Annotated in this window: 17 protein-coding genes; 7 read left to right on the forward strand and 10 right to left on the reverse strand. The window is 65.3% G+C overall.

Annotated elements, in window-relative coordinates; translation table 11 throughout:
* Positions 1–185 precede the first annotated feature (185 nt).
* Both NYP18_RS01235 and NYP18_RS01240 read left to right on the forward strand, forming a co-directional pair.
* Entirely contained in the window at positions 186–5882 is a 5697-nt protein-coding gene (locus tag NYP18_RS01235) for a DUF5979 domain-containing protein (protein ID WP_259426312.1), read from the forward strand.
* Positions 5883–5994: 112 nt separating this feature from the next.
* On the forward strand, positions 5995–6150 hold the full coding sequence (locus tag NYP18_RS01240) for a hypothetical protein (protein ID WP_259426313.1): 156 nt from the start codon (positions 5995–5997) through the stop codon (positions 6148–6150).
* Positions 6151–6308: 158 nt separating this feature from the next.
* On the opposite strand, the gene leuA is transcribed toward NYP18_RS01240, so the two are convergent.
* Entirely contained in the window at positions 6309–8156 is a 1848-nt protein-coding gene (gene leuA, locus NYP18_RS01245) for a 2-isopropylmalate synthase (RefSeq protein ID WP_259426314.1), read from the reverse strand.
* Positions 8157–9001: 845 nt separating this feature from the next.
* Positions 9002–9148, reverse strand: coding sequence for a hypothetical protein (locus tag NYP18_RS01250; protein WP_259426315.1), 147 nt, complete (start codon positions 9146–9148; stop codon positions 9002–9004).
* Positions 9149–9319: 171 nt separating this feature from the next.
* Here NYP18_RS01250 and NYP18_RS01255 point away from each other — a divergent pair, with 171 nt between their 5' ends.
* Positions 9320–10432 carry a putative hexosyltransferase gene (locus NYP18_RS01255; RefSeq protein WP_259426316.1) on the forward strand — a complete coding sequence of 371 codons (1113 nt, stop codon included), beginning with the start codon at positions 9320–9322 and terminating at the stop codon, positions 10430–10432.
* 116 nt (positions 10433–10548) lie between these two features.
* Here NYP18_RS01255 and NYP18_RS01260 read toward each other — a convergent pair whose 3' ends face one another.
* Positions 10549–11403: a DMT family transporter gene (locus NYP18_RS01260; protein WP_259426317.1), complete on the reverse strand. Its 855-nt coding sequence runs from the start codon at positions 11401–11403 to the stop codon at positions 10549–10551.
* 151 nt (positions 11404–11554) lie between these two features.
* On the opposite strand from NYP18_RS01260, the gene NYP18_RS01265 reads away from it, so the two are divergent.
* Positions 11555–12820, forward strand: coding sequence for an aspartate kinase (locus tag NYP18_RS01265; protein ID WP_259426318.1), 1266 nt, complete (start codon positions 11555–11557; stop codon positions 12818–12820).
* 31 nt (positions 12821–12851) lie between these two features.
* Complete coding sequence (locus NYP18_RS01270; protein WP_259426319.1) at positions 12852–13886, forward strand: aspartate-semialdehyde dehydrogenase; 1035 nt, start codon at positions 12852–12854, stop codon at positions 13884–13886.
* An 87-nt stretch (positions 13887–13973) separates the two neighbouring features.
* Here NYP18_RS01270 and NYP18_RS01275 read toward each other — a convergent pair whose 3' ends face one another.
* On the reverse strand, positions 13974–14546 hold the full coding sequence (locus tag NYP18_RS01275) for an RNA polymerase sigma factor (RefSeq protein WP_259426747.1): 573 nt from the start codon (positions 14544–14546) through the stop codon (positions 13974–13976).
* Between the two features lie 148 nt (positions 14547–14694).
* Between NYP18_RS01275 and NYP18_RS01280 the strand changes: the two genes are divergently transcribed.
* Complete coding sequence (locus tag NYP18_RS01280; protein WP_259426320.1) at positions 14695–16293, forward strand: catalase; 1599 nt, start codon at positions 14695–14697, stop codon at positions 16291–16293.
* Between the two features lie 380 nt (positions 16294–16673).
* Positions 16674–17171: an Ltp family lipoprotein gene (locus tag NYP18_RS01285; protein ID WP_259426748.1), complete on the forward strand. Its 498-nt coding sequence runs from the start codon at positions 16674–16676 to the stop codon at positions 17169–17171.
* Between the two features lies 1 nt (position 17172).
* Here the strand turns inward: NYP18_RS01285 and NYP18_RS01290 are convergent, their stop codons facing one another.
* The 6 genes from NYP18_RS01290 to NYP18_RS01315 are packed head-to-tail and all read right to left on the reverse strand — an operon-like array spanning position 17173 to position 23008.
* Positions 17173–17517, reverse strand: coding sequence for a Na+/H+ antiporter subunit G (locus NYP18_RS01290; protein ID WP_259426321.1), 345 nt, complete (start codon positions 17515–17517; stop codon positions 17173–17175).
* A 2-nt stretch (positions 17518–17519) separates the two neighbouring features.
* Positions 17520–17750, reverse strand: coding sequence for a cation:proton antiporter (locus NYP18_RS01295; protein WP_259426749.1), 231 nt, complete (start codon positions 17748–17750; stop codon positions 17520–17522).
* Positions 17751–17788: 38 nt separating this feature from the next.
* Positions 17789–18208, reverse strand: a complete 420-nt coding sequence (locus NYP18_RS01300; protein ID WP_259426322.1) for a monovalent cation/H+ antiporter subunit E — start codon at positions 18206–18208, stop codon at positions 17789–17791.
* A gap of 1 nt (position 18209) precedes the next feature.
* The gene (locus NYP18_RS01305; RefSeq protein WP_259426323.1) at positions 18210–19733 is read right to left on the reverse strand and encodes a monovalent cation/H+ antiporter subunit D family protein; all 1524 of its coding nucleotides are present in this window, start codon (positions 19731–19733) and stop codon (positions 18210–18212) included.
* Positions 19734–20096 (reverse strand): cation:proton antiporter subunit C, encoded by a 363-nt coding sequence (locus tag NYP18_RS01310; protein ID WP_259426324.1) that lies wholly within the window; start codon positions 20094–20096, stop codon positions 19734–19736.
* Complete coding sequence (locus NYP18_RS01315; protein ID WP_259426325.1) at positions 20093–23008, reverse strand: DUF4040 family protein; 2916 nt, start codon at positions 23006–23008, stop codon at positions 20093–20095. Before NYP18_RS01315 ends, NYP18_RS01310 begins: the two co-directional genes overlap by 4 nt.
* Between the last annotated feature and the right edge of the window lie 119 nt (positions 23009–23127).

Here is a 23127-nt window from a genome sequence, read left to right on the forward strand (position 1 = left end):
TCGCAAGGAGGGGGAGGCGGGTCCCTGGGATTCTGCAGCAACTAAAAGCGGTCAATACGGTTACGATTTCGTCTCGCACCACGGGCTTTGTCCCTGTTATTGGAAATAGTGTGCTGCATCACTCTGGCGGGGTTCCGGTTCTTTTCTGGGAAGACCTCGACGGGCGTGGCTGAGAAAGGAAAGAAATGGATAAGAGTCTGTTCATGCGAAGTGGCGGGAAGGGGGTGGCCCCCTGGATACCGCTGGCTGCGATCGTCGCAGTGCTCGCACTGCTTCTCTCCCTGCTGACTGTCGCACCGACAGCCTCGGCCGATGAGAGCGATACTGACATCACCTCCATCCTTGAGGAACAGAACGCAATCCAGTCCATGCTGGAGGACTCCGCCACAGAGGAGTCCGCCACTCCTACCGCTGAGGTCGTCGAGGAGGAAGAGGCAGGTTCGGATCCCGTGGGGGATTCCACCCAGCCGGAAACCACCGGGACCCCGCTCACCGAGCGGGAGACGACCGAGCGGCCTGAGCCCCGCATGGGCCTCTTCGCAGCGAACCCCGCTGTCGTCGTCGAGGTCACCAGTGTCCTCAAGAAGGGGAGCACTGTTGCCGACGACGAGAAGCTGACCGTCGAGGACACCGTCACCGTCAAGGGAGAGTGGGATGCCACCTCTGACACCACCGGCGTGGCACCGCAGGAAGGGGACACCTTCACCATCGGTTTCCCGGACGAGCTGGAGATCCGGGGCGACCTGGACTTCAACCTGAACGCCCCGGGCAACATCCCGCTGGCCAACTGTGTGGCTGTCGGCGGATCTCGTGAGGCCACGTGCACCATCACCGCTGCGGGTGCTGATGAAGACGCCTACATCCCTGCCGGCACCTGGACCATCGAGGCAACCGTCACCGAGGAGACCGAGGACAACTTCGTCCGATTCAACCTCAACGGCACCGCCACCCCGGTGCCCCTGCCGGGCGGCGGCGGGATCGACCCGAAGCCGGAAGAACAGCGCTTCACCACCAAGGCTGGTGCCTTCAAGGGCATCAGCGGCACGGTGGCCACCTGGACTGTGACTATTCCGGGATCTGCCCTGCAGGGCGAGGCCCCCTACGAGTTCACCGACAAACTGCCTTCGCAGACTGACGGCCCGAATGCCGGCACGATGGTCTACGTCGACGACTCCGTGAACATCGACCGCGGCGCCGGCGTCGTGGCTCTCGACAATGGCGACGGCACCCTGACCCTCACCCTCGAGCCGCCGACCGGTGGTTTCGATCCGCAGGTCGACTACAAGCTCACCTACGACACCAAGGTGGACGGTGACCGCGCCGGACCGGCAGGCACCACCTACACCAACGATCTTGAGGGACCGGGCGTCGGACCGGGTGGCGTCGTCGGCAAGCTGACGCAGATCTGGAATAAGGCCCAGTTCAGCAAGGGTGGCCGCATTCAGGTCGGCACCGCCGCCGAGATGGAGGACCGCCTCGCCAGGATCACCTGGACCGTCGTCGTCCCGGGCAGCAAGCTCCAGCGAGACACCAACTTCTTCGGTGATTCCCTCACCGACCACCCCGCCGGCACGGCAGGGCACAACTACTGCGCTGACTTCAGACTGGACGTCTCCGAGATGGTCCACCGTGATACCGAGGGGGGCTCCACCAGCTGGAGCGCGCCCCTGTCCGGTGTGTTCAACTCGGGCCCGAGCATTTCCGGGGACCGCAAGTCCTTCACCGCGACCTCCGACTACGAGTTCAAGGAGGACGCCCAGTACCGCTTCGTCTACACCTCCTGCGCCGACACCCCCGGTATTCCGGAGCACGAGTCCTGGTTCCGCAACGTCTTCACCATCAACGACGAGGACGTCCTGGGTGCAGTCCAGTACAGGGGCGGCAACAGCTCCAAGACCGGTGGCCTCATCACCGAAGAGCGTGAGATCAACGGCCAGACCCTGGAGCCCTACACCGCTCTGACCTGGAACATCAACATTCCGGGTCGCCACATCGAGAACAACGATGAGCCCCTGGTTCTGCGGGATCTCCTCAGCGCGGGCCACAAGGTCTGTGAGGGCTCCGGCAGCGTCAAGGACCGCCTGGGCCTGAAGGTCATCGCCAGGGACCAGGTCGGTGGGCAGCTGCCGCAGCTGGATCTCACCGCGGACACCACGGCCACCAGCAACGACGGCCTCCAGATCACCCTTCCCCGCCCGGAAGGTGGTTACAACCGTGAGTACCAGTACGTGATCACCTACGTCACCTGCACCGCCAGCGGTGGCGACGACACCAACGCCGGAGTCGAGTACACCAACTCCGTGCAGTACGAGGGCGGCAGCGCCAAGGGCACCGTCAGGTCCCGTGAGACCGCCAGCGGTACCGGCGGCATCGCCAACCGCGGTTCCTTCACCCTGCTCAAGGAGCGCTCCTCCGAGTCCGAGAAGTTCCCCGAGGACACCGTCTTCACCGTCCGTGTCGAGGAGTTCGGCCCGAACGGCCAGGTCATGGCGCCCTACAACCTCCAGGTGAAGGCCAACGGCGAGCCCGTCAAGGGCAGGTTCGTCCGCGGCGAGGGTTGGACCATCAAACTCTCGGAGATCAACCTTCCGCAGGTTGACGGTATCGAGTTCGGTGATCCCCGCTTCGCGGAGAGTGACGGCGTCGAGCCCATGAACGGTGGCAAGGAAGCACTCGTCACCGTCAAGCCGCGCACCAACGCCCAGGTGAAGCTGTTCAACACCGCCAGGAAGGACGAGGTCTCGCTCACCAAGGTTGTGGAGGGCGACGCCAAGGACGCGGTCAACCCCAACCAGTATTTCGATGTCACCGCCCGGGTGAACGGCAAGAAGGAAACCCTGAGCCTGAAGGCCGGGGAGACCATCACCCTGGACGAGCTGCCGATCGGCGCCGAGGTCTTCTTCGAGGAGATCCAGCCCGCCGACAACAATGTCATCACCTGGGGCAAGCCGGTCTTCAGCAAAAACCCGATCAAGGTCGGCGAGGATGCCTCCGTCATCCTCACCAACACGGCCAGCGCCTCCGAGGGCACCTTCAGCCTGAAGAAGGTCCTCAACGGTGCTGAGGCCAGCAACGCAGAGCTGCCGACCTCCTACACGGTCAAGGCTGCCTGGGGCGACAACGAGACCGCAGAGATCGACGTCCCCGCCAACGGCGACGTCAAGGCCTCCGGCCTCGATCTGCCCACGGGCACCGAGGTCACCCTGACCGAGGTCCTGCCGCAGGTCAACAACATCGACTGGGGCACCCCGGTATTCTCCGGCGAGGGCGTCACCGTCAATCCTGACGGCTCCGCCGTCGTGACCATCGGGCGTGGCAACGTCGACCTGACCGTCACCAACACGGCCGTGCGCACCGGCACCTTCCAGCTGAGCAAGGGCCTGACCGGTGAAGCCGCGGGTGATGTCCCGGCGGACGCCGTGTTCACCGTGAAGGCTCAGTGGCAGAAGACCGGCGACACGCAGTTCACCACCAGGGAACTGCAGGTCGGCCTCAACGGCACGGTCGAGCTCGGCGAGGACCTGCCGGCCGAGACCCGCGTCCGTTTCTCCGAGATCAAGTTCCCGGAGATCGACGGCGTCGTCTGGGGCACCCCGGTCTGGGGCACCAACCCGACCGGCGAGCAGTGGCTCACCGTCAACAACGGGGTCGCTGAGGGCATCATCTCCGATGACCCGGCCGAAGGCCGCCTGATCTCCGTCACCAATGAGGCCAGGTACGCCGATCGTCCGGTGTACATCACCAAGCAGGTCGAGGGCCCCGCCGCCGCCAAGGTGGCTGCGGACCTGGTCTACAAGATCCAGGCGATCTTCCCCGACAACGAGGTCCGGACCTACGGCATCACGGCCGGCGAGCCGGAGCTGATCGGAAACTTCCCGGTGGGCACCGAGATCACCTTCAGCGAGATCCAGCCGACCGACACCAACGAGATCACCTGGGGTGAGCCGACCTTCTCCCCGAAGACGCTCACCGTCGGAACCGATCTCCGCGCTGATGTCACGGTGACCAACGTCGCCGATCAGACTGTCGGCACCTTCTCGGTGACCAAGAAGCTGGATGGCCCCGAGCAGTTCAACGACGCAGTTCCGGAGTCCTTCGACGTCATCGCGACGTGGACCGAAGGTACCGAGGAGAAGTCCCACACCATGACCGTCCCGGTCGGTGGCGCGGTTGACTTCGCCACGGATTACGGACAGCCGCTCCCGTCGGGCACCACGGTCACCCTGACCGAGGTTCTGCCGCCGAACGGCGAGGGACTGGCCTGGAGTTCCGCCACCTTCGTGGAGGGCAACGAGGTCACCATCGGCCTGGATCCGATCAAGGTGAAACTGAAGAACTGGGTGGACAAGAACGACGGCACGCTCCAGGTTCTCAAGGCCGTGACCGGTGACGCCGCCGAGGGCATTGAGTCCGACGTGGAGTTCACCGTCAAGGCCGAGTGGAAGAAGCCGGGCAGCACCGCCACCAACTTCGACTCCACCAGGCTGACGCTCAAGAACGACGGCGTCGCGGTCCCGCTGGGCCTCGACCTTCCGGTCGGCACTGAGGTCCGTTTCACGGAGATCGACCTGCCGGAGATCGAGGGCATCGAGTGGGACACCCCGCAGTGGGATGTCCACCAGCCTGAGGGATCCTGGCTGCGTCAGGATGCTGAGGGTGTCGCCACCGGCATCGTCTCCGATGATCCGGCCGAGGGACGCATCATCAAGCTGACCAACGAAGCCACCTGGAAGACCGGCGAGCTCGAGATCACCAAGAAGATCGTCGACGGCGACAAGATCTACGACGTGAAGGACTCCTCCATCGATGAGGACTCCGAGTTCGAGGTCCGTATCACCGGCATCGACCCGGCGCTGCCGGACGACGTCAACTTCCCGAAGGTCGGCCAGAGCTTCAGGCTCAACAAGGCCAACGACTGGACCTGGTCCTCGGGCAAGGTCCTGCTGAAGGGCACGAAGGTGACTTTCGAGGAGGTCAACCTGCGCAACACCGCCGGCTACGACTGGGCCAAGCCCTACTACGTCACCGGCACCGAGGGTGAGTTCGTCTACGGTAGCGAGATCGTCATTACCGGTGGGGACAAGACCGACACGGTTGAGATCCACAACCGCCTGATCCCGACCACCGAGGTGGACATCGACAAGATCGTCACCGGTCCGAAGGGCAACGAGGTCGAGAACGACGCCTCCTCCACCTTCCAGGTGACCGCCAGGTGGCAGGACGCCGACGGCCAGGACCGCACCTGTGTCCTGAACGTCACCCCGCGCGGCGGCGCTGTCCCGACCTCGAAGTGCGACGCCACCGTCATCGACGGCAAGGTCCACTTCCCGACCAACACCGAGATCACCTTCACGGAGACCGGTGCCTACACGGACGTCCCGAACGTCAAGTGGGGTGAGGTCATCTGGAGCGCCGACCGTGGCGCCGAGGTGAGCAAGGTCAAGGGCGACAAGAAGAACAAGAAGCACCAGGCCGCCGCCACCGTCGTCTTCACCGGCGGCAAGAAGAACAAGAAGGTCACCCTGGGTCTGGAGAACAAGACCAGCTCCGACGGTCTGATCCTCCTCCCGCTGCCCATCCCGCTCCTGCCCTTCGGTGGTGGCTCCTCCGTGGTGCCGGTCCCGACGAACCCGACCGCCCCGGCGGCACCGGGTGAGCCGGGCAAGCCGACGGAGCCCGCGCAGCCGGCCCAGCCGAGCGCACCGGGTGAGCCCGGCAAGCCGGTGAGCCAGGAGAAGCAGGACCAGCACGCCCAGGTCACCCCGGGCAAGCGCGGTCTGGCCAGCACCGGAGCCAATGTGCTCTGGCTCACCGGCGGCGCAGCTGCCCTGATTCTCGGTGGTGCGTGGCTCGCGCTGCGTGGCCGCCGGAACGAATCCTAGAACGGTAGTCTGACCGCCGTGACAGGGTGGGTGAGGTTCATCCCTGAGCCTCACCCACCCTGTCGTCCCCGCCCCCATACATTCATTCCGAATCTTCTGCAGGAGTCTCCATATGCTTTCCGTCATCCCGATCCCGCTCGTCATCGAAGACGTCAACGCCACCGGCTCCGCCGTGGTTGATCTGCTGGGCACCCTCTCCATCGCCCTCTACGACCTCTTCTCCGGGGCAGGCCTCGACCTCGGCGCACTGTCCTCCGTTCAGCTGTAGAACCCACTGACTGACAGGCTGTGGCCCTGCACCTCCCTCGGGGTGCAGGGCCACAGTGCTTCTCGACGCCGCGGGGCACCACCCCGCGGTCGGCGGGGGCGCCTATAAGCGAACAGGCCCTCCGGTGCACCGGAGGGCCTGTCAGAGTGCGGGGGTGTTTAGACGCCGCCGGCCAGGACGGAGACCTTGCTGGTCAGCGCGCGGTTGACCGCGGAGGTCAGGGCCTTGATGGAGGCGCGGGTGATGGAACCTGCGATACCCACACCCCAGGCGGCGGAACCGTTGACCGTGGCGTAGATGTAGCAGGCGGCCTCGGCGTCATCGCCGGCGGAGCGGGACTGCTGGGAGTAGGACTGGACCTCGGCGTCGATACCCAGCTTCTCCAGGGCGTTGGCGTAGGCCGCGACCGGGCCGTTACCGAAACCGGAGATCTCGACCTCCTTGCCCTGGTGGATGACGGTGGCGGTGACGGTGGCCTCATCGGAGTCGGTCTCCGCGTTGACGATGTGGATGGCGACCTCCTCGACCGGCTCGGTCACGTCCAGGTACTCGGTGGCGAAGATGTCCCACATGTTCTTCGAGTTGACCTCGCCACCCTCAGAATCGGTGACCGCCTGGACGACGTTGGAGAACTCCACCTGCATCTGGCGCGGCAGGTTGATGCCGTGGTCCGTCTTCATGATGTAGGCGACACCACCCTTACCGGACTGGGAGTTCACGCGGATGACGGCCTCGTAGTCGCGGCCCACGTCCTTGGGGTCGATGGGCAGGTAGGGAACCTCCCAGATGGTCTCCTGCAGCTCCTCCCAGGTGACGTCGGTGTTCGCAGCACCCGGCTGGACCTTGGCGGCCATGGCATCCAGCCCCTTGTTCACGGCATCCTGGTGGGAACCGGAGAAGGCGGTGAAGACCAGCTCGCCGCCGTAGGGGTGACGCTCCGGGACACGCAGCTGGTTGCAGTACTCCACGGTGGCGCGGATCTGGTTGATGTCGGAGAAGTCGATCTGCGGGTCCACACCCTGGGTCAGCATGTTCAGGCCCAGGGTGATCAGGTCGACGTTGCCGGTGCGCTCACCGTTGCCGAACAGGCAGCCCTCGATACGGTCGGCGCCGGCCAGGTAACCCAGCTCGGCGGCGGCCACGCCCTCGCCACGGTCATTGTGGGGGTGCAGCGACAGGATGATCGAGTCGCGACGGGCCAGGTGGCGGTGCATCCACTCGATGGAGTCGGCGTAGACGTTCGGGGTGATCATCTCCACGGTGGAGGGCAGGTTGATGATCATCGGGTTCTCCGGCGTCGGCGCCATGACCTCGGTGACGGCGTCACAGACCTCCAGCGCGAAGTCCAGCTCGGTGCCGGTGAAGGATTCCGGGGAGTACTGCCAGCGCCAGTTGGTGGCCGGGTAATCCACGGCGATGGACCTGATCAGTTCCGCGGCGTCCACGGCCAGCTGCTTGATGGCCGGCTTGTCCTTGCGGAACACCACCCGGCGCTGCAGCTCGGAGGTGGAGTTGTAGAAGTGCACGATGACGTTCTTCGCGCCCTCACAGGCTTCGAAGGTGCGGCGGATCAGGTGCTCACGCGCCTGCACCAGCACCTGGATGGTCACATCCTCCGGGATCATGTCCTTCTCGATGATCTCCCGGACGAAATCGAAGTCCGTCTGCGAGGCGGAGGGGAAACCGACCTCGATCTCCTTATAACCCATTTTCACCAGCAGGTTGAACATGCGGCGCTTACGCTCCGGGCTCATCGGGTCGATCAGCGCCTGGTTACCGTCACGCAGGTCCACCGCACACCACTGCGGGGCGACGGTGATCTTCTTGTCCGGCCAGGTGCGGTCCGGCAGGGTGATGTCTTCCACTGCCTCGGCGAAGGCACGGTAGCGGTGTACCGGCATGGCGGAGTTGCGCTGCTTGTTCCAGGCGGGCTGGTCCTCATGGCGCGGCCCGTCAGGGGTGCGGATCTCGGAGGGGGCGGAGATGAAGGAGTCGTTCGGGGACATGGCGGTTTCCTTTTCGGGTCTTCGTGTGGCTACCAGGGGCCGACAATGGCCTTCACTGTAGTAGCCGGGTGGGTCTCCCCGCTGAATCATTCAGTGGGAGTCACGACCGGCAACACCAAACCCCGCGACGGGTTGCCGGTCGTTTCTTATCGGACCTGGGACCCGCCGCGGCGAAGAAGGAGAAGGTTCGCGCGGAAGTACATGTTGTGAAGTTTACACCGGAAAGCTTCCGGGGCAACACAACTTTGTGAAAATCAGTGGGAACCCACCGCAGCGCCTGCCGGGGAGGGGCAGGAAAACCCCCGGGCACCGCCGGTGAAAGGCGGATGCCCAGGGGAAGGGCGGGCAGGGGCGGGAAGTGCTCTACCAGTGGGAGCTGAGTGCCCGGAGTGGCCAGGTGAGCCAGCTGAACGCGAACACGAAGGGGCTCGCCAGCCAGGAGCTGACCCCATGGTGGTGGTGGCGGTGGTAGTTCGACATGATCCCTTTGTCCTTTCTGACTTTCCGATGTGAGATGTACCACTTACCACGGTAGGGGTCTGATCGCAGCCTGTCCACGGTTCAGCGGGGGTGAATCGTTTACATACCCGATTGTTATCTCTGTTATCTGGGGTGGCCGGAATTCTCTGCGGGAGCCCTGGGGTGCGGCTGGGTATACACGGTCCGGATGCTGGGTGGACAGTCCGGAATGGTGGCTCGAATCCGGGGTTTTCCCGTGGGAGAGTGCTGCGGTGCCCCTTTGAACTCGAGGGTGGAAAGCAAAAAAATAAGCCCCCGTGCAGGCCGGCAAAACCGGCCCGTACGGGGGCTTGAAAACTCCGGGGAGTTTAGCTGAGGCCTAAGCCTTACTGGTCAGCATCCTCGAGGGAGGAGCCCAGGAAGCCGTCGAAGAGGCCGCCGAAGGCGTTCCAGAGGCCGCCGATGAAATCGACGAGGCCGCCGAAGAGGTTCTCGGTGTTGGAGGAAAGGGCGTCTGCGAATTCAACGAACATGTTGATTCCTTTCAGATAGAGAATTGAACTGCTGAACACTTTAACCACACTGACCTTCGAAAACGAAAATCCGCCGGTCAAAGCGTCCAGTCTGACTGTACTGACAGGAACCTGAGAAAGAGGCTTTTCCGGTACCCGGTCGCCCACCGTACACCCGGTTAGGATGACGTGGTGCGTAACCGTGATGCCCGGCTCCGACTGCTTGCTCAGGCCCTCATCATCTACAACATCGGCACCCTTTTCCGGATCGTTACACTCGCTTTTTTCGCGATGCTGAATAGCGCTTCCCTGGCGGAGCTTCTGGGAAAGTGGGACGCAGGGTATTACCTGGCCATCGCGGAAAACGGCTATTTTTCGGCTGATCTGAAAACTGATGGACCGGTCCACCATCGGACGCTGGCTTTCTTCCCCGGGTTCCCCGCCCTGACCCGTCTGGTGCACGAGCTGACCGGGCTGGAAATGGCCGCAGCCGCGACGGCCGTCAACCTCGTGGCGGGGGTGGCGTTGACCGCCGGAGCGATGGCTATCGCGGAGCGGATGGGGGCTGGACGGGCGGGAATGCTCGGCGCAGGCATCCTCGCCTCCTCCGCTCCGATGTCCATCACCTTCGCCATGCCCTACACGGAGGCGGTCTTCGGGGCCCTGGCCTTCTGGGCGATCGTGGCACTGATGGACCGTCGCTGGGGTATCGCCGCCGGCCTGATATTCCTGCTCGGTTTCGTCCGGCTGACAGCCGTGGCGCTGATCCTGGTCTTCGGTCTGGTGGTGCTGGTCCATGCCCGTCGGGACTGGCGGGCCTGGGCCTGTCTGGCGCTGACCCCCTGGTCGTTGCTCGGTTATGTCGCCTGGGCAAGCTGGCACAGCCGGGAGGTGGGCGGTTATTTCGGCGTCCAGGAGGCCGGTTGGCATTCCGGCTTCGACTTCGGTGGGGCCACGCTGCGTTGGGTGTGGAAGGTGCTCACCACCAGCGGGGAGGCCGGCTACCTGCTCAGTGTCGCAGTGATGGCGGCGGCGGTGGTCGCGCTCGTGGCCGCCCGCGGCCGCGTGCCCTGGGAGGTGTGGTGGTTTTCCGCCGTGCTCTCGGCCACTGTCCTGCTCTCGGACGGGATCATGCACTCACGCCCGCGGCTCCTCCTGCCGGCGGTGATCCTGCTGCTGCCGTGGGTGCTGTGGGCCGCGGAGAATCTTCCCCGGCGCTGGCAGCTCGGCCTGGCTGCCGGTTGGGTGGGATTCGGTGCCTGGTTCTCCGCCTACATGCTGGGGGTTTTTCCGTGGGCCATCTGAGTGTCGGGAAAATTCCCATACGTATATATACAGTGCTGTGATTCCGGCCATCAGGCGGCGTTTGAGATGATTTTTATCACAATATTGGCGGCGTGCTCCGTGGCGGTCCTGCAGTCTCAGCCCACGCCCTTGCGGGAGAGCACCACCGTGGAGATGATCATCGCCAGCAGCGCCAACCCCATGAACGACCACCCGGTGAAACTGTCCACCTGGAACTTCTCACCCAGAACGAGGTAACCCAGGCTGAAGGCGACGATGGGCTCGGTGATGGTCATGGCGGGGAGGGAGTTCTTCAGCGCGCCGGCGTTGAAGGAGTACTGCTGGACGATGGTGCCCAACGTGGCACCGAGGATCAGCCCGTAGGTCTCCCAGTTGGTCAGGACCGCCGACACCCCGCCGTGGATGAAGATGTCCACGAAGGCCTTGCTCAGCACAGCGACGTAACCGAAGAGCGCGCCGGTGACCACGCCCAGGAGTAGGGCCTTCTCCCGGCGGATCTGGCGTTGGGCAAATCTCTCCAGCGCCAGGAGGGTGATCAGGCCGACAGCCAGGGCGGGGACCCACCTCTCCAGGGGCGGCTGCGGATCGCCCGGCAGGGGGCGGCCGAGGAGCACGAGCACGGCGACGGCGACGGTGAGCAGGCCCGCCCAGAACATCTCTGCGGGGGAGATGCGGCGGCCGTCGTAACGCGCGGACAACGGCAGCGTGAACATGAGGGAGAGCACCAGGATGGGTTGGACAACCAGCAGGGTGCCGAAACCCAGGGCGACCACCTGCAGTCCGTAGCCCAGCAGGGCGGTGCCGGTGCCGGCCCACCACAGGGGCCGGGTCACGGCGTTCCAGAACGGGGAACCCTTGAGGGAACCGTCGGCGGGGGCCTCCTCCGCGATGCGGTGGCGCACCACGGTTCCCCACGCGATGGTGAGGGCGGAGGCCAGTGCGAAAAGCACGGCCAGCAGGTTGCTGTGCACGAGAGACAACCTTAGTGAACCTGGGCCTTTCCGCAGGGTCGGGCACCCGCGTGTGGCCCGCGAACATCGGCGGTTCAACTACTGCAGGACAGGGGTGAACAGGTACGATGGGGCAGAACTTTGTGCACCCGAGACGAAAGGCAACCTGCCGGTGGCTCTGATCGTTCAGAAATATGGCGGCTCCTCCCTGGAGAGCGCGGAGCGGATCCGCGCCGTGGCGGAGAGAATTGTCGCGACCAAAAAAGCCGGCAATGATGTCGTCGTCGTCTGCTCCGCGATGGGTGACACCACCGATGAGCTGCTGGAGCTCGCCGCGGCCGTCAACCCGGTGCCGCCGGCGCGTGAGATGGACATGCTGTTGACCGCCGGTGAGCGGATCTCCAATGCACTGGTCGCCATGGCGATCGAGTCGCTGGGGGCGGAGGCGCAGTCCTTCACCGGTTCCCAGGCCGGCGTGCTCACCACCGAACGCCACGGCAACGCCCGCATCGTGGACGTCACCCCGGGCCGGGTGCGGGAAGCTCTCGACGAGGGCAAGATCTGCATCGTCGCCGGCTTCCAGGGCGTGAACAAGGAGACCCGGGATGTGACCACTCTGGGCCGCGGCGGTTCGGACACCACCGCCGTGGCGCTCGCTGCGGCCCTGGATGCCGATGTGTGCGAGATCTACTCGGACGTCGACGGCATCTACACCGCCGACCCGCGCATCGTGCCCAACGCCCAGAAGCTGGCGAAGCTCTCCTTCGAGGAGATGCTCGAGCTGGCGGCGGTCGGCTCGAAGATCCTGGTGCTGCGTGCCGTGGAGTACGCGCGTGCCTTCAATGTTCCCCTGCGAGTTCGCTCGTCTTACAGCAATGACCCCGGCACCCTGGTTGCCGGTTCGATGGAGGATATCCCTGTGGAAGAAGCAGTTCTCACTGGCGTAGCTACTGACAAGTCCGAGGCGAAGGTCACGATCCTCGGCATCCCTGATAAGCCGGGCGAGGCGGCCACCGTATTCCGTGCGGTCGCTGACGCGGAGATCAACATCGACATGGTGCTGCAGAACGTCTCCTCCGTGGAGGACGGCACCACCGACATCACCTTCACCTGCCCGCGCGCCGACGGCCCGCGCGCCATGGAACTGCTCAAGAAGATGCAGGCGAAGTACGGCTGGTCCAACGTGCTCTACGACGACCAGGTGGGCAAGGTCTCCCTGGTCGGTGCGGGCATGAAGTCCCACCCGGGCGTCACCGCGGATTTCACTGAGGCGCTGCGTGACGCAGACGTCAACATCGAGCTGATCTCCACCTCCGAGATCCGCATCTCCGTGCTCATCCGCGAGGCCGGTCTCGATGCCGCTGCGCGTGCCCTGCACGAGAAGTTCGAGCTCGGCGGCGACGCCGAGGCGACCGTCTACGCCGGCACCGGCCGTTAGTCCCCACACTTCTGAAGGAGATTTCACCACCATGACCACTCTTGCTGTCGTCGGTGCCACCGGTCAGGTCGGCCACGTGATGCGTGCGATCCTGGCGGATCGCAACTTCCCGGCCGACAAGGTCCGTTTCTTCGCCTCCCCGCGTTCCGCCGGGACCACCCTGCAGTTCCGCGGCGAGGACATCACTGTCGAGGACCTCACCCAGATCACTCCGGAGTCCATCGCCGACGTCGACATCGCCCTGTTCTCCGCGGGTGGTTCCACCTCCCGTGAGTGGGCCCCGGTCTTCGCCGCCGCCGGCGCGACCGTGATCGACAACTCCTCGGCCTGGCGCAAGGACGAGGATGTCCCGCTGGTTGTCTCCGAGGTCAACGGTGCGGAGGCGAAGGCCCCGTCCAAGGGCATCGTCGCCAACCCGAACTGCACCACCATGGCCGCTATGCCGGTGCTCAAGCCGCTTCACGACGCCGCCGGCCTGATCCGTCTCCACGTCTCCTCCTACCAGGCGGTCTCCGGTTCCGGCCTGGCCGGTGTGGAGACCCTGGCGAAGCAGACGGCCGAGATCGGCGACCGCAATGTCGAGCTGGTCCACGACGGTTCCGTGGAGGCGCCGGCGGATCTGGGGCCCTACGTCGCCCCCATCGCCTTCAACGCGCTGCCGCTGGCCGGCAACCTCGTCGATGACGGTTCCCTGGAGACCGACGAGGAGCAGAAGCTGCGCGACGAGTCCCGCAAGATCCTGGGCATCCCCGGCCTGCGCGTCGCGGGCACCTGTGTCCGTGTCCCCGTATTCACCGGCCACACCCTGACCATCCACGCCGAGTTCGAACGTCCCATCACCGTTGATGAGGCCAAGGCTCTGCTTGCTGACGCCCCCGGCGTCGAGGTCGTCGACGTCCCCACCCCGCTCGACGCGGCAGGCAAGGATGCCTCCCTGGTCGGCCGCATCCGCCAGGACCAGTCCGTCGACGACAACAAGGGCCTCGTGCTCGTCGTCTCCGGCGACAACCTGCGCAAGGGTGCTGCGCTGAACACCGTGCAGATCGCCGAGCTGCTGGTCCAGTAGCTTCAACGCGCTCCCGGCCCCTCCTTCCGCCAGTACAGCGGGGGAGGGGCCGTTCGCGTTGCCGGGATGCGCGTCAACTCTGGGAGGTTATTTTTCCTCGGGATCCTCCGAGCTGGCTGCTGTCGCCGCGATGAGATCCCGGCGGGCGCGTGCGACTCGGGAGCGGATGGTGCCGATGCGCACGCCGGCGATCTTCGCCGCCTCCTCGTAGGTGTAGCCGAGGACCTGGGTGAGGATGAGAGCCTCGCGGCGCTCCTCGGGGAGGGCGTCAATGAGCGCGCGGACGTCGATCCACTCCGACCAGGAGGAGGCGTTGGCGCCGTCGACGGGGGTGGTGGCGGCGGCGTCCTCATATTCGGTGATGGATTTGCGGGGGCGGGCCATGTCGTGGCGGATGTTGTCGATCCAGGCACGGCGGGCCAGGGAGAGCAGCCAGGTGCGTGCCGAAGACCGGGCGGCGAAGCGGGGGAGTGCGCCCATCACGCGGAGGTAGGTCTCCTGGGTGAGGTCGTCGGCGATGTCGCGGCCGCCCAGGTGGGCGAGCAACCGCCACACGTCGTCCTGGGTGGCGCGGATGAACTCCGTCAAGGCCTCGCGGTCACCGCGGCCAGCCCGAAGAGCCAGGTCGGTGACGCGGGCGTCATCGGCGGCGGAGTGCATGGTCACGGCTCATGACGTTACCAGGACCGCTGCGGGGCCTTCCTTTTGTAGCTAGAGTTGAGGTTGCGGGGGTCACTAAATGGGGCTAAGCTATCAATCACCCGCAGCCGATAGGTTACATTAATTATCGATACAGAAAGAGGGAGCTATGAGCGAGCAGAACTCCGCAGCTGACAAGATTGTGGACCGGGGCCTGCGCCCCAAGGTCACCGGAAACACCACCCGCCACAACGGCGCGCCGGTCCCGTCCGAGAACATCTCCGTCACCGCTGGCCCCCAGGGCCCGAACATCCTCAACGACATCCACCTGATTGAGAAGCTCGCGAACTTCAACCGTGAGAACGTCCCGGAGCGCATCCCCCACGCCAAGGGTCACGGTGCCTTCGGCGAGCTCCACGTCACCGAGGACGTTTCCCAGTACACCAAGGCCGACCTCTTCCAGCAGGGCAAGGTCACCCCGATGGGCATCCGTTTCTCCACCGTCGCCGGCGAGAAGGGCTCCCCGGACACCTGGCGTGACGTCCACGGCTTCGCGCTGCGTTTCTACACCGAGCAGGGCAACTATGACATCGTCGGCAACAACACGCCGACCTTCTTCGTCCGTGACGGCGTGAAGTTCCCCGACTTCATCCATTCCCAGAAGCGCCTCCACGGCTCCGGCCTGCGTGACGCTGACATGCAGTGGGATTTCTGGACCCGCGCGCCTGAGTCCGCGCACCAGGTGACCTACCTCATGGGTGACCGCGGCACCCCGAAGACCACCCGCCACATGAACGGCTACGGCTCCCACACCTTCCAGTGGGTGAACAAGCAGGGGGAGGCCTTCTGGGTCAAGTACCACTTCATCTCCCGCCAGGGTGTGGAGAACTTCACCGACGCCGAGGCCGCCGAGATGGCCGGTATCAACGCCGACTACCACCGCGAGGACCTCTGGAACTCCATCGAGGAGGGTGACTACCCGATCTGGGACGTCAAGGTCCAGATCATGCCGTTCGATGAGGCCGAGGACTACCGCTGGAACCCCTTCGACCTGACCAAGGTCTGGTCCAAGAAGGATTACCCGCGCATCGATGTCGGCTACTTCGTGCTCAACCGCAATCCGCACAACCACTTCGCCCAGATCGAGCAGATCGCCCTGGACCCGGGCAACCTGGTCCCCGGCATCGGCCTGTCCCCGGACCGTATGCTCCAGGCGCGCGTCTTCGCCTACGCCGACCAGCAGCGCTACCGCATCGGACCCAACTACCGCGACCTGCCGGTCAACCGTCCGCTCAACGACGTGAACTCCTACAGCCGTGAAGGTCACATGCAGTACCTCTTCGAGGGTGCTGACCAGCCGACCTACACCCCGAACCGCTACAGCAAGGGTGCCGGCTATCTGGACAACGGTGAGGACTCCTCCTCCAACCACACCTCCTACGGCCAGGCTGAGGATGTCTACGTCAACCCGGACCCGCACGGCACTGATCTGACCCGCGCGGCCTATGTCAAGCATCCCGAGGATAACGACTTCATCCAGCCGGGCATCCTCTACCGCGAGGTCATGGATGACGGCGAGAAGGAGCGTCTCGCGGACAACATCTCCAACGCGATGCAGGGCATCTCCGAGGAGACCGAGTCCCGCGTCTACCAGTACTGGAACAGTGTGGACGAGAACCTCGGCGCCCGCGTGAAGCAGCTTTACCTGCAGAAGAAGGGCAGCGGTGCTGATCACACCGCCTCCGTCGGCGACGAGGGCGACAACTAGTCAGTCCCCTTTCAGCTGAACCCCGCCGGTGACCACCCAGAGTGGTCACCGGCGGTTTCGTGTTTCATGCCGACGGCCGCTCAGAGGGAACTCTTATTCGGGCTGAACGAAAGGAGTGCGGGCTGGTCATGTCATGATGAATCCACTTCCCGCACACCCAAGGAGACTACGTGTCCGCATCAGCCCGACTGTCCCTGCTTCTCGGCGCTTTCGCTCTTTCCCTCACCGCTTGCTCAGCAGCCGGGGAGACAGAAACAGTCGTGGTCACTGAGACGGTCACCGTCGGGGAGCCGACGTCCACCACGCCGTCAGCCGCGCCAGTCACTGTTACCTCGACTGCGGAAGCTGAACCTGTTCCACGTGAAACCACTGCTGCATCTGTGGAGAGGATAAGCACCACCCAGGCGGAATCACCTCAGGATTCAGCTAACTCCGAGTACCGCGCTGCCCTGGGGAAGGCAAATTCGTACGCCAATAACCAGCACATGTCGAAGAGCGGACTCTACGATCAGTTGACCTCGCCCTACGGGGAGGGTTTCACCCCCGACGCCGCCCAGTACGCGGTGGAAAATGTCTCGGCGGACTGGAATGCCAATGCACTGGCCAAGGGGCAGTCCTACGCCTCCCAGCAGGATATGTCCCTCCAGGGAGTATACGATCAGCTGACCTCTGAATATGGTGAGGAATTCACAGCTGAGCAGGCACAGTACGCAGTGAACAACCTGCAGATCGACTGGAGTGCCAATGCCCTGGCCAAGGCACGCAGCTACCGGGATAACCAGAATATGTCGGAGCAGGCGATCTACCAGCAGCTGGTTTCCCCCTACGGGGAACAGTTCACCCCGGGAGAAGCCAGCTACGCGATGAACAACCTCTGATTCATTCGCCCGGCTGGTAGGCGCGTTCCTCGGCATGCCGGACATCTTCCACGGTGACACCGTATATGGAACGCCCCATGTAGTAGGAGCCGACGGAGGCGACGATCCACACCCCGGCGATGGCCAGGACGGCCCGGACGAAGTTGTTCGGGTCAAAACCCCGGGTGGACCAGTCGATGATGAGTTTGCCCATGACCAGCAGGGGGAAGGCCACACCGACGGTGGGGCCGAGCAGATTGACCCGGGTGAGGGCGTCCGGCGCCCGCCACATGGCGATCGCTGTGGTGACGACCATGATGGTGGCGAGGATGACCAGGGCGGAGACGATGATTTCGGTGACGGTCACGGCTATCGGCGTCCCTTCGAGATGATGCGGGCCATCGACAGGGTGGGCAACACACCGCCGGCGATGGCGGCGAGCAGCGCGACCTCGTAGCCGATGGAGGTGGGGTTGGTCAGTGTCCAGGTCAGGAAGATGCAGATCATGGCGTAGAAAACCAGGTCACTGAGCACAGCGCGGGTGAACACATCATGGGTGCGCAGTACCAGCACCAACCCGGACAGCAGACAGACGGCCATGACCGCGATGCAGGCCGCGAGAATCCATTCGAAGGGGGTCACTGCTGCTGCTCCTTCCGGCCGAGCGGGTATTCGTAGTAGCGGGGATGGAGTTCGGTGGCGGAACCCTGCCCCGGCACATTGTGGTCGATGCCGCGGACATGGGGGGCCATGCGGGACTCCATGTCGGCCAGCCCAGCCACCACGTCTGCCGGGTCGGAACCGAAGGCGGCCTGCACCAGCAGGATGCGCGGCTGCCCGGGAGTCGCCGGTTCGCGCAGTCCCAGGGAGAGCGTGGAGGGGGTGGCGGTGATGGAGGTGGTCAGCCAGAAGATCTGCCACTCGGTGGTCACGCGCAGGGGATAGCGTACGACCACCGGGTCATAACCCGCGTTGGGGCGTAGTGCCGCCCAGGCCACCTGGAGGCCGGAGGCGAAGATCTCCTTGATCAGCCATGGAATGTAGATCAGCAGGTGCATGTCAGCGGCCTCCCTGAAGTCCGGTCATGTCGGGGACGCCCACGGGGTCCTCGCCAAGGACAGCGGCGGCATAACCCCCGGTGTCGAGCAGTCCTGCGGTGGCGGTGAGGGTGGCGTCGAGAAGCGGGCCCGCGAGGGCGAACATCGCCACAGAACCGGCCACCAGCAGGACGGGTGGTGCCAGCAGCCGGGGGGAGATCCGCAGGGACGTGGGGTAGCGCTGCATGGGCTGGCCCCAGAAGACCTCCCGCCACACCCGCAGCAGGGAGAGTAACGCACCCACCGAGGCCACCACCACGACCGCGATGACCAGCCAGGCCCACCAACCGCCGCTCCGGGCGATCTCGAAGACGAGGAGAAGTTTGCCCCACATACCGGAGAAAGGCGGGAAGCCGACGATGGAGAAGGCACCGGCCGCGAAGAGCGCGGCCACCACAGGTTCGCGCCGGGCCAGACCTGACAGGCGGGAGATCAACCCGGTGGCGTAAGTCTCCTCGATGGCTCCGGAGGTGAGGATGAGCGCCGCGACGGTGATCATGTGGTGCAGTGTGTACAGCAGCCCCGCGGCCAGGGCGCGTTCCGGGTCCCCGGAGGTGAAGGCCAGCATGACCAGGATGAAGGGCATACCGTTGATCATCTGGTAGGCGAGGACCTGGCGGATGGACTTTTCCGCCAGTCCCGCGAAGGCACCGATGAGCATGGAGATGATCATCAGGGTGATGATCAACCAGTTCCAGCGGTCCTCGAGGTCGAAGATGTGCACCCAGATGCGGTAGAGCATGTACACCGCGACCTTGGTGTGCAGACCGGAGAACAGACCCATCACCGCGGCTGAGGTGGTCGGGTAGGTGCGCGGCAGCCAGGTGTGGACGGGGAAGGCACCGGCCTTGGCCAGGATCGCGATGATGACCAGCCCCATCGCAACGACTGCGGGGCCGTTGCCGGCGGCGGTGCCCTGCAGCGCGGCGATGTTCACTGAACCCGTGACGCCGTACATGATGCCCACACCCACCAGAAGCAGGGTGGAGGCGGCGAGGTTGACCAGCACGAAGGTACGCCCGCCGGCCAGGCGTGCCCAGGTGCCGGACATGGTGATCAACCCGTAGGAGGGCAGGAGCATGACCTCGATGAACACGAAGAAGTTGAACAGGTCGGCCGTGAGCAGCGCGCCGTTGACACCGGTGATGAGGATGAGGGTCAGGGAGGCGTAGTAGCGGGAGACCGTCTCGCCGGTGAGGGTGGCGAACCAGTTGGTGGCCGCGGCGACGATCATCGTGGTGATGATCATGATCGCGGAGAAGGTGTCCGCTGCAAACGGGATGGCCACACCACCGACGTAGAGACCGACGTTGTGGGCGATGGTGCCGTGCTCGGCGGTGTGGGCGAAGAGCCATGCACCCGCGGCCACACCCAGGACGGGGATGCCGATGTGCAGGATGTCGCGGGCCCGGCGCCAGGGCAGGAGCACGGCGACGGCCGCGCTGAACAGTGGGACGGCAGCGAAGAGGGGGAGTGTCCAGTCCATCTACGCCGCCCTGCCCAGGGTCTGCACCGGGTCGGTGGCGATGTTGTCGTCCGTCGGTTCCGGGACCACGGTGTCGTCGTCACGGCCCAGCGCCGCCAACGTCAGCAGGATCGTGGTGGTGGCCATGGCGATGACGATGGCGGTGAGCACGAAGGCCTGGGGGAGGGGGTCGGCGGCGTCGGCAAGCGACGTACGGTCGGGGAAGGGTTCCCCGCGCCAGGCGCCCACCCCGCCGGCCAGCAGCGTGAGGTTCGCGGCGTGACCGAGCAGGGACATGCCGAAGACGATGCGGACCATACCGCGCTGCTGGATGAGGTACGTGGAACCGGCGACCAGAATGGCGATGGTCAGGGCGAGGATCATCGGTTCTCCTCCTTCTCGGTCTCGGTGAACACTGAACGGGGCGCTGCGGCCGGGTTGATGGGCTCCGGCCAGGGGTCGGCGGCGTCCTCCCCGACGGGAACCGCCGGGGTTGGCGGCAGCGGCCCCTCACCGGTGCGGGCCCAGTCGAGTTCGGACGTGTCCATACCCGGGCGCAGGTAGCCGCCCAGGGCGTTGATCGCCATGGTGAGCATGCCCAGCACCGCAAGGTAGATACCCAGGTCGAAGATGAGCGAGGTGGTCATGTGTTCACCGAGGATGTCGCCGTGGATGGCGTAGAGGAAGGAACCCTCCAGCAGTCCCAGGAAACCGGCACCCACGGCGGTCATGATGCCGATGCCGGTCAACCAGGTCGGGGTGGATTCACGGAAGACGATCTCGTCGCGTCCCTTCGACAGGTAGGCCAGGCCGATGGCCGCACCCATGATCAGTGCCGCGACGAAGCCGCCGCCGGGGTCCTGGTGGCCGCGCAGGAACACCAGCACGCTGAGAAGCACCAGCACCGGGATGACCAGCACGATGACCTTGCGCATGGGGATGGAGTTGAGCTGTGACTGGCCGAAGGGTGCCGGACGGGTGCCACCGCGGAAGGGGTGGCGCGGCATCGATGTGGCCACCGCGGCGATGACGATGGCGGCCATGCCCAGCACGGACAGTTCGCCGAGGGTGTCCAGGGCGCGGAACTCCACCAGGATTGTGGCCACGACGTTCTGCCCGCTGGTGATCTCGGGGGCCTCGGTCAGGTACCAGATGGCCAGCTCGGAACGCTCGCGGCGGCCGAGCAGGGCGTACACACCGGTGAAGGCCACGGCTCCGGCCAGCAGGGCGATCACCAGCGCGCCGAGCTGCCTCCGGCCGAAATCCGGCTTGGGGAAGAGCGCCGGCTGGTAGCGCAGCACCATCATGATGACGATGACGGTCAACGCCTCCACAGTCAGCTGCGTCAGGGCGACATCCGGGGCACCCAGCAGCATCATCTGCAGGCTCATGCCCACGCCGACGGTGCCGATGAGCACCGCCGCACTCAGTCTGGAGCCGGTCAGTGCCAGTCCCACCACGGAGACCGCGATGATCGCCAGCGGGATGAGGTCCCAGGGGTTGTCCAGGCCCGGGGTGCGCGGGGCCGGGGTGATGCCGTCGACACCGGGGCTTAACCAGGTGGCCACGCCGAGCACGATGACGCTGAGCACCAGCGGCAGCAGATGTCGCGAGGGGTTGAGGGAATCGGCCATCGCCCCCAGGCCACGGCCCAGGGCGGTGGCGCCCCGGACACCGGCGGAGAGCAGTTCGTTGCCGGAGGCCGGTGCCAGGCGGCGACCCTCGAGCGCGGGCCAGATCTGCTTCCGCGCCACCACGCCGAGCGAGCCGACGACCAGCACGGCCACCGAGATGAGCAGGGGTGTGTTGATCCCGTGCCACAGACCGAGGTGGGTCTCGTGGCTGGCGCCGAGGGAGGCGACGACGGCGGTGACGGGGGTGTCCAGAAGCGGCAGTGCAAAGGCCAGCGGCAGGGAGAGCACACCGGGCAGGGCCGCGGGCAGCCACAGTGAGACCGGGGCCTCGCGCACGCCGGACATGTCGCGCGGGCCGTCGATGAAGGCACCGAAGACGATCTTCGCCGAATAGGTGAAGGTCAGCACCGCACCGAGCGCCGCCACCGCCAGCAGGAGACCGGGGGCAGGTGCGTCCTGGAAGGCGGTGAGCATGCCCTCCTTGGAGGCGAAACCGAGCAGCGGTGGGACCGCGGCCATCGATGCCGCGCCGATGACCACGGAGCCGAAGGTCCACGGCATGCGGTCCCACAGCCGGCCCAACCGGCGGATGTCACGGGAACCGGCCTGGTGGTCGATCACGCCGATGAGCATGAACAGTGAGGACTTGAACAGGGCGTGGGCGAAGGTGTGCACCACCGCCGCCGCCAGGGCGAAGGGCGTGCCCATGCCGATGGTGGCCACGATCCAGCCCAGGTGCGAGACCGTGGAGTACGCCGTGAGCTGTTTGAGGTCGGTCTTCTGCACCGCGAACAATGCCGAGATCACGGCCGTGGCCATGCCGACGATGATGAGCAGCGCGTTCCACACCGCCACATCATGGAAGACGGTGGAGAAGCGCAGCAGCAGGTAGATACCCGCCTTGACCACCGCCGCCGCGTGCAGGAAAGCCGAGACCGGGGTGGCCGCGGCCATGGCCTCCGGCAGCCAGAAGTGGAAGGGCAGCTGTGCGGACTTGGTGAAGGCGGAGACCGCCACCAGCACCGCCACCGTTGCCGTCAGGCTGGGGTTCTCCACCCAGAAATCGCTGGCCAGGATGCCCTGCAGACTGGTCGTCCCCGCAGAGGTCGCGGCGAGCGCCACCGCCACCAGCAACGTCAGCCCGCCGACGAAGGTGAGGATGAGGGTACGGACGGAACCGGCCTCACCGGCGGAACCTGACCGGGCGATGAGCAGGAAGGAGGCCAGCGAGACCAGTTCCCAGGCCAGGAAGAGCACGACCACGTCATCGGCGAGCACCAGCAGCAGGATCGACAGCGTGAAGGCCGTCATGATGGTGTAGAAACTCGTGTTCCCCTGCCGCCTGGGCAGGTAGGCGGCGGAATAGATGAACACCACCGCCCCGATCACCAGGGCGAGCAGGGCGAAGAACATACCGAGGGCGTCGCCGCGCAGCGACAGCCCCACGTCGACCCCCGGTGCGATGACGTCGGCGACCCACACGCGGGAGAACTCCAGCGGGCGGCCGTCCAGTACCGCGGGCAGCTCCCGTCCGAGGAGCACCGCGGCGACCAGGAAGATCACCGCCAGCGGCCAGCCGGCGTTTCTGTCGAGGGCGCGCACCGCGGGCGGGGAGAGGACCACCGCCAACGCCATGAGCGAAATGACAATAATCAGCGTCACGGGACTACCACGCTCAATCGGCTCGGGGACATGTGAAGGTCAGGAAGAATCCGTCCTGAGGTTACCAGCCTCACATCACGGTGCGCCTACCACATACCCACCCCTGCCGACCAGTACTT

It is taken from the genome of Corynebacterium lemuris (genome assembly GCF_024919295.1).
GTDB lineage: Bacteria > Actinomycetota > Actinomycetes > Mycobacteriales > Mycobacteriaceae > Corynebacterium > Corynebacterium lemuris.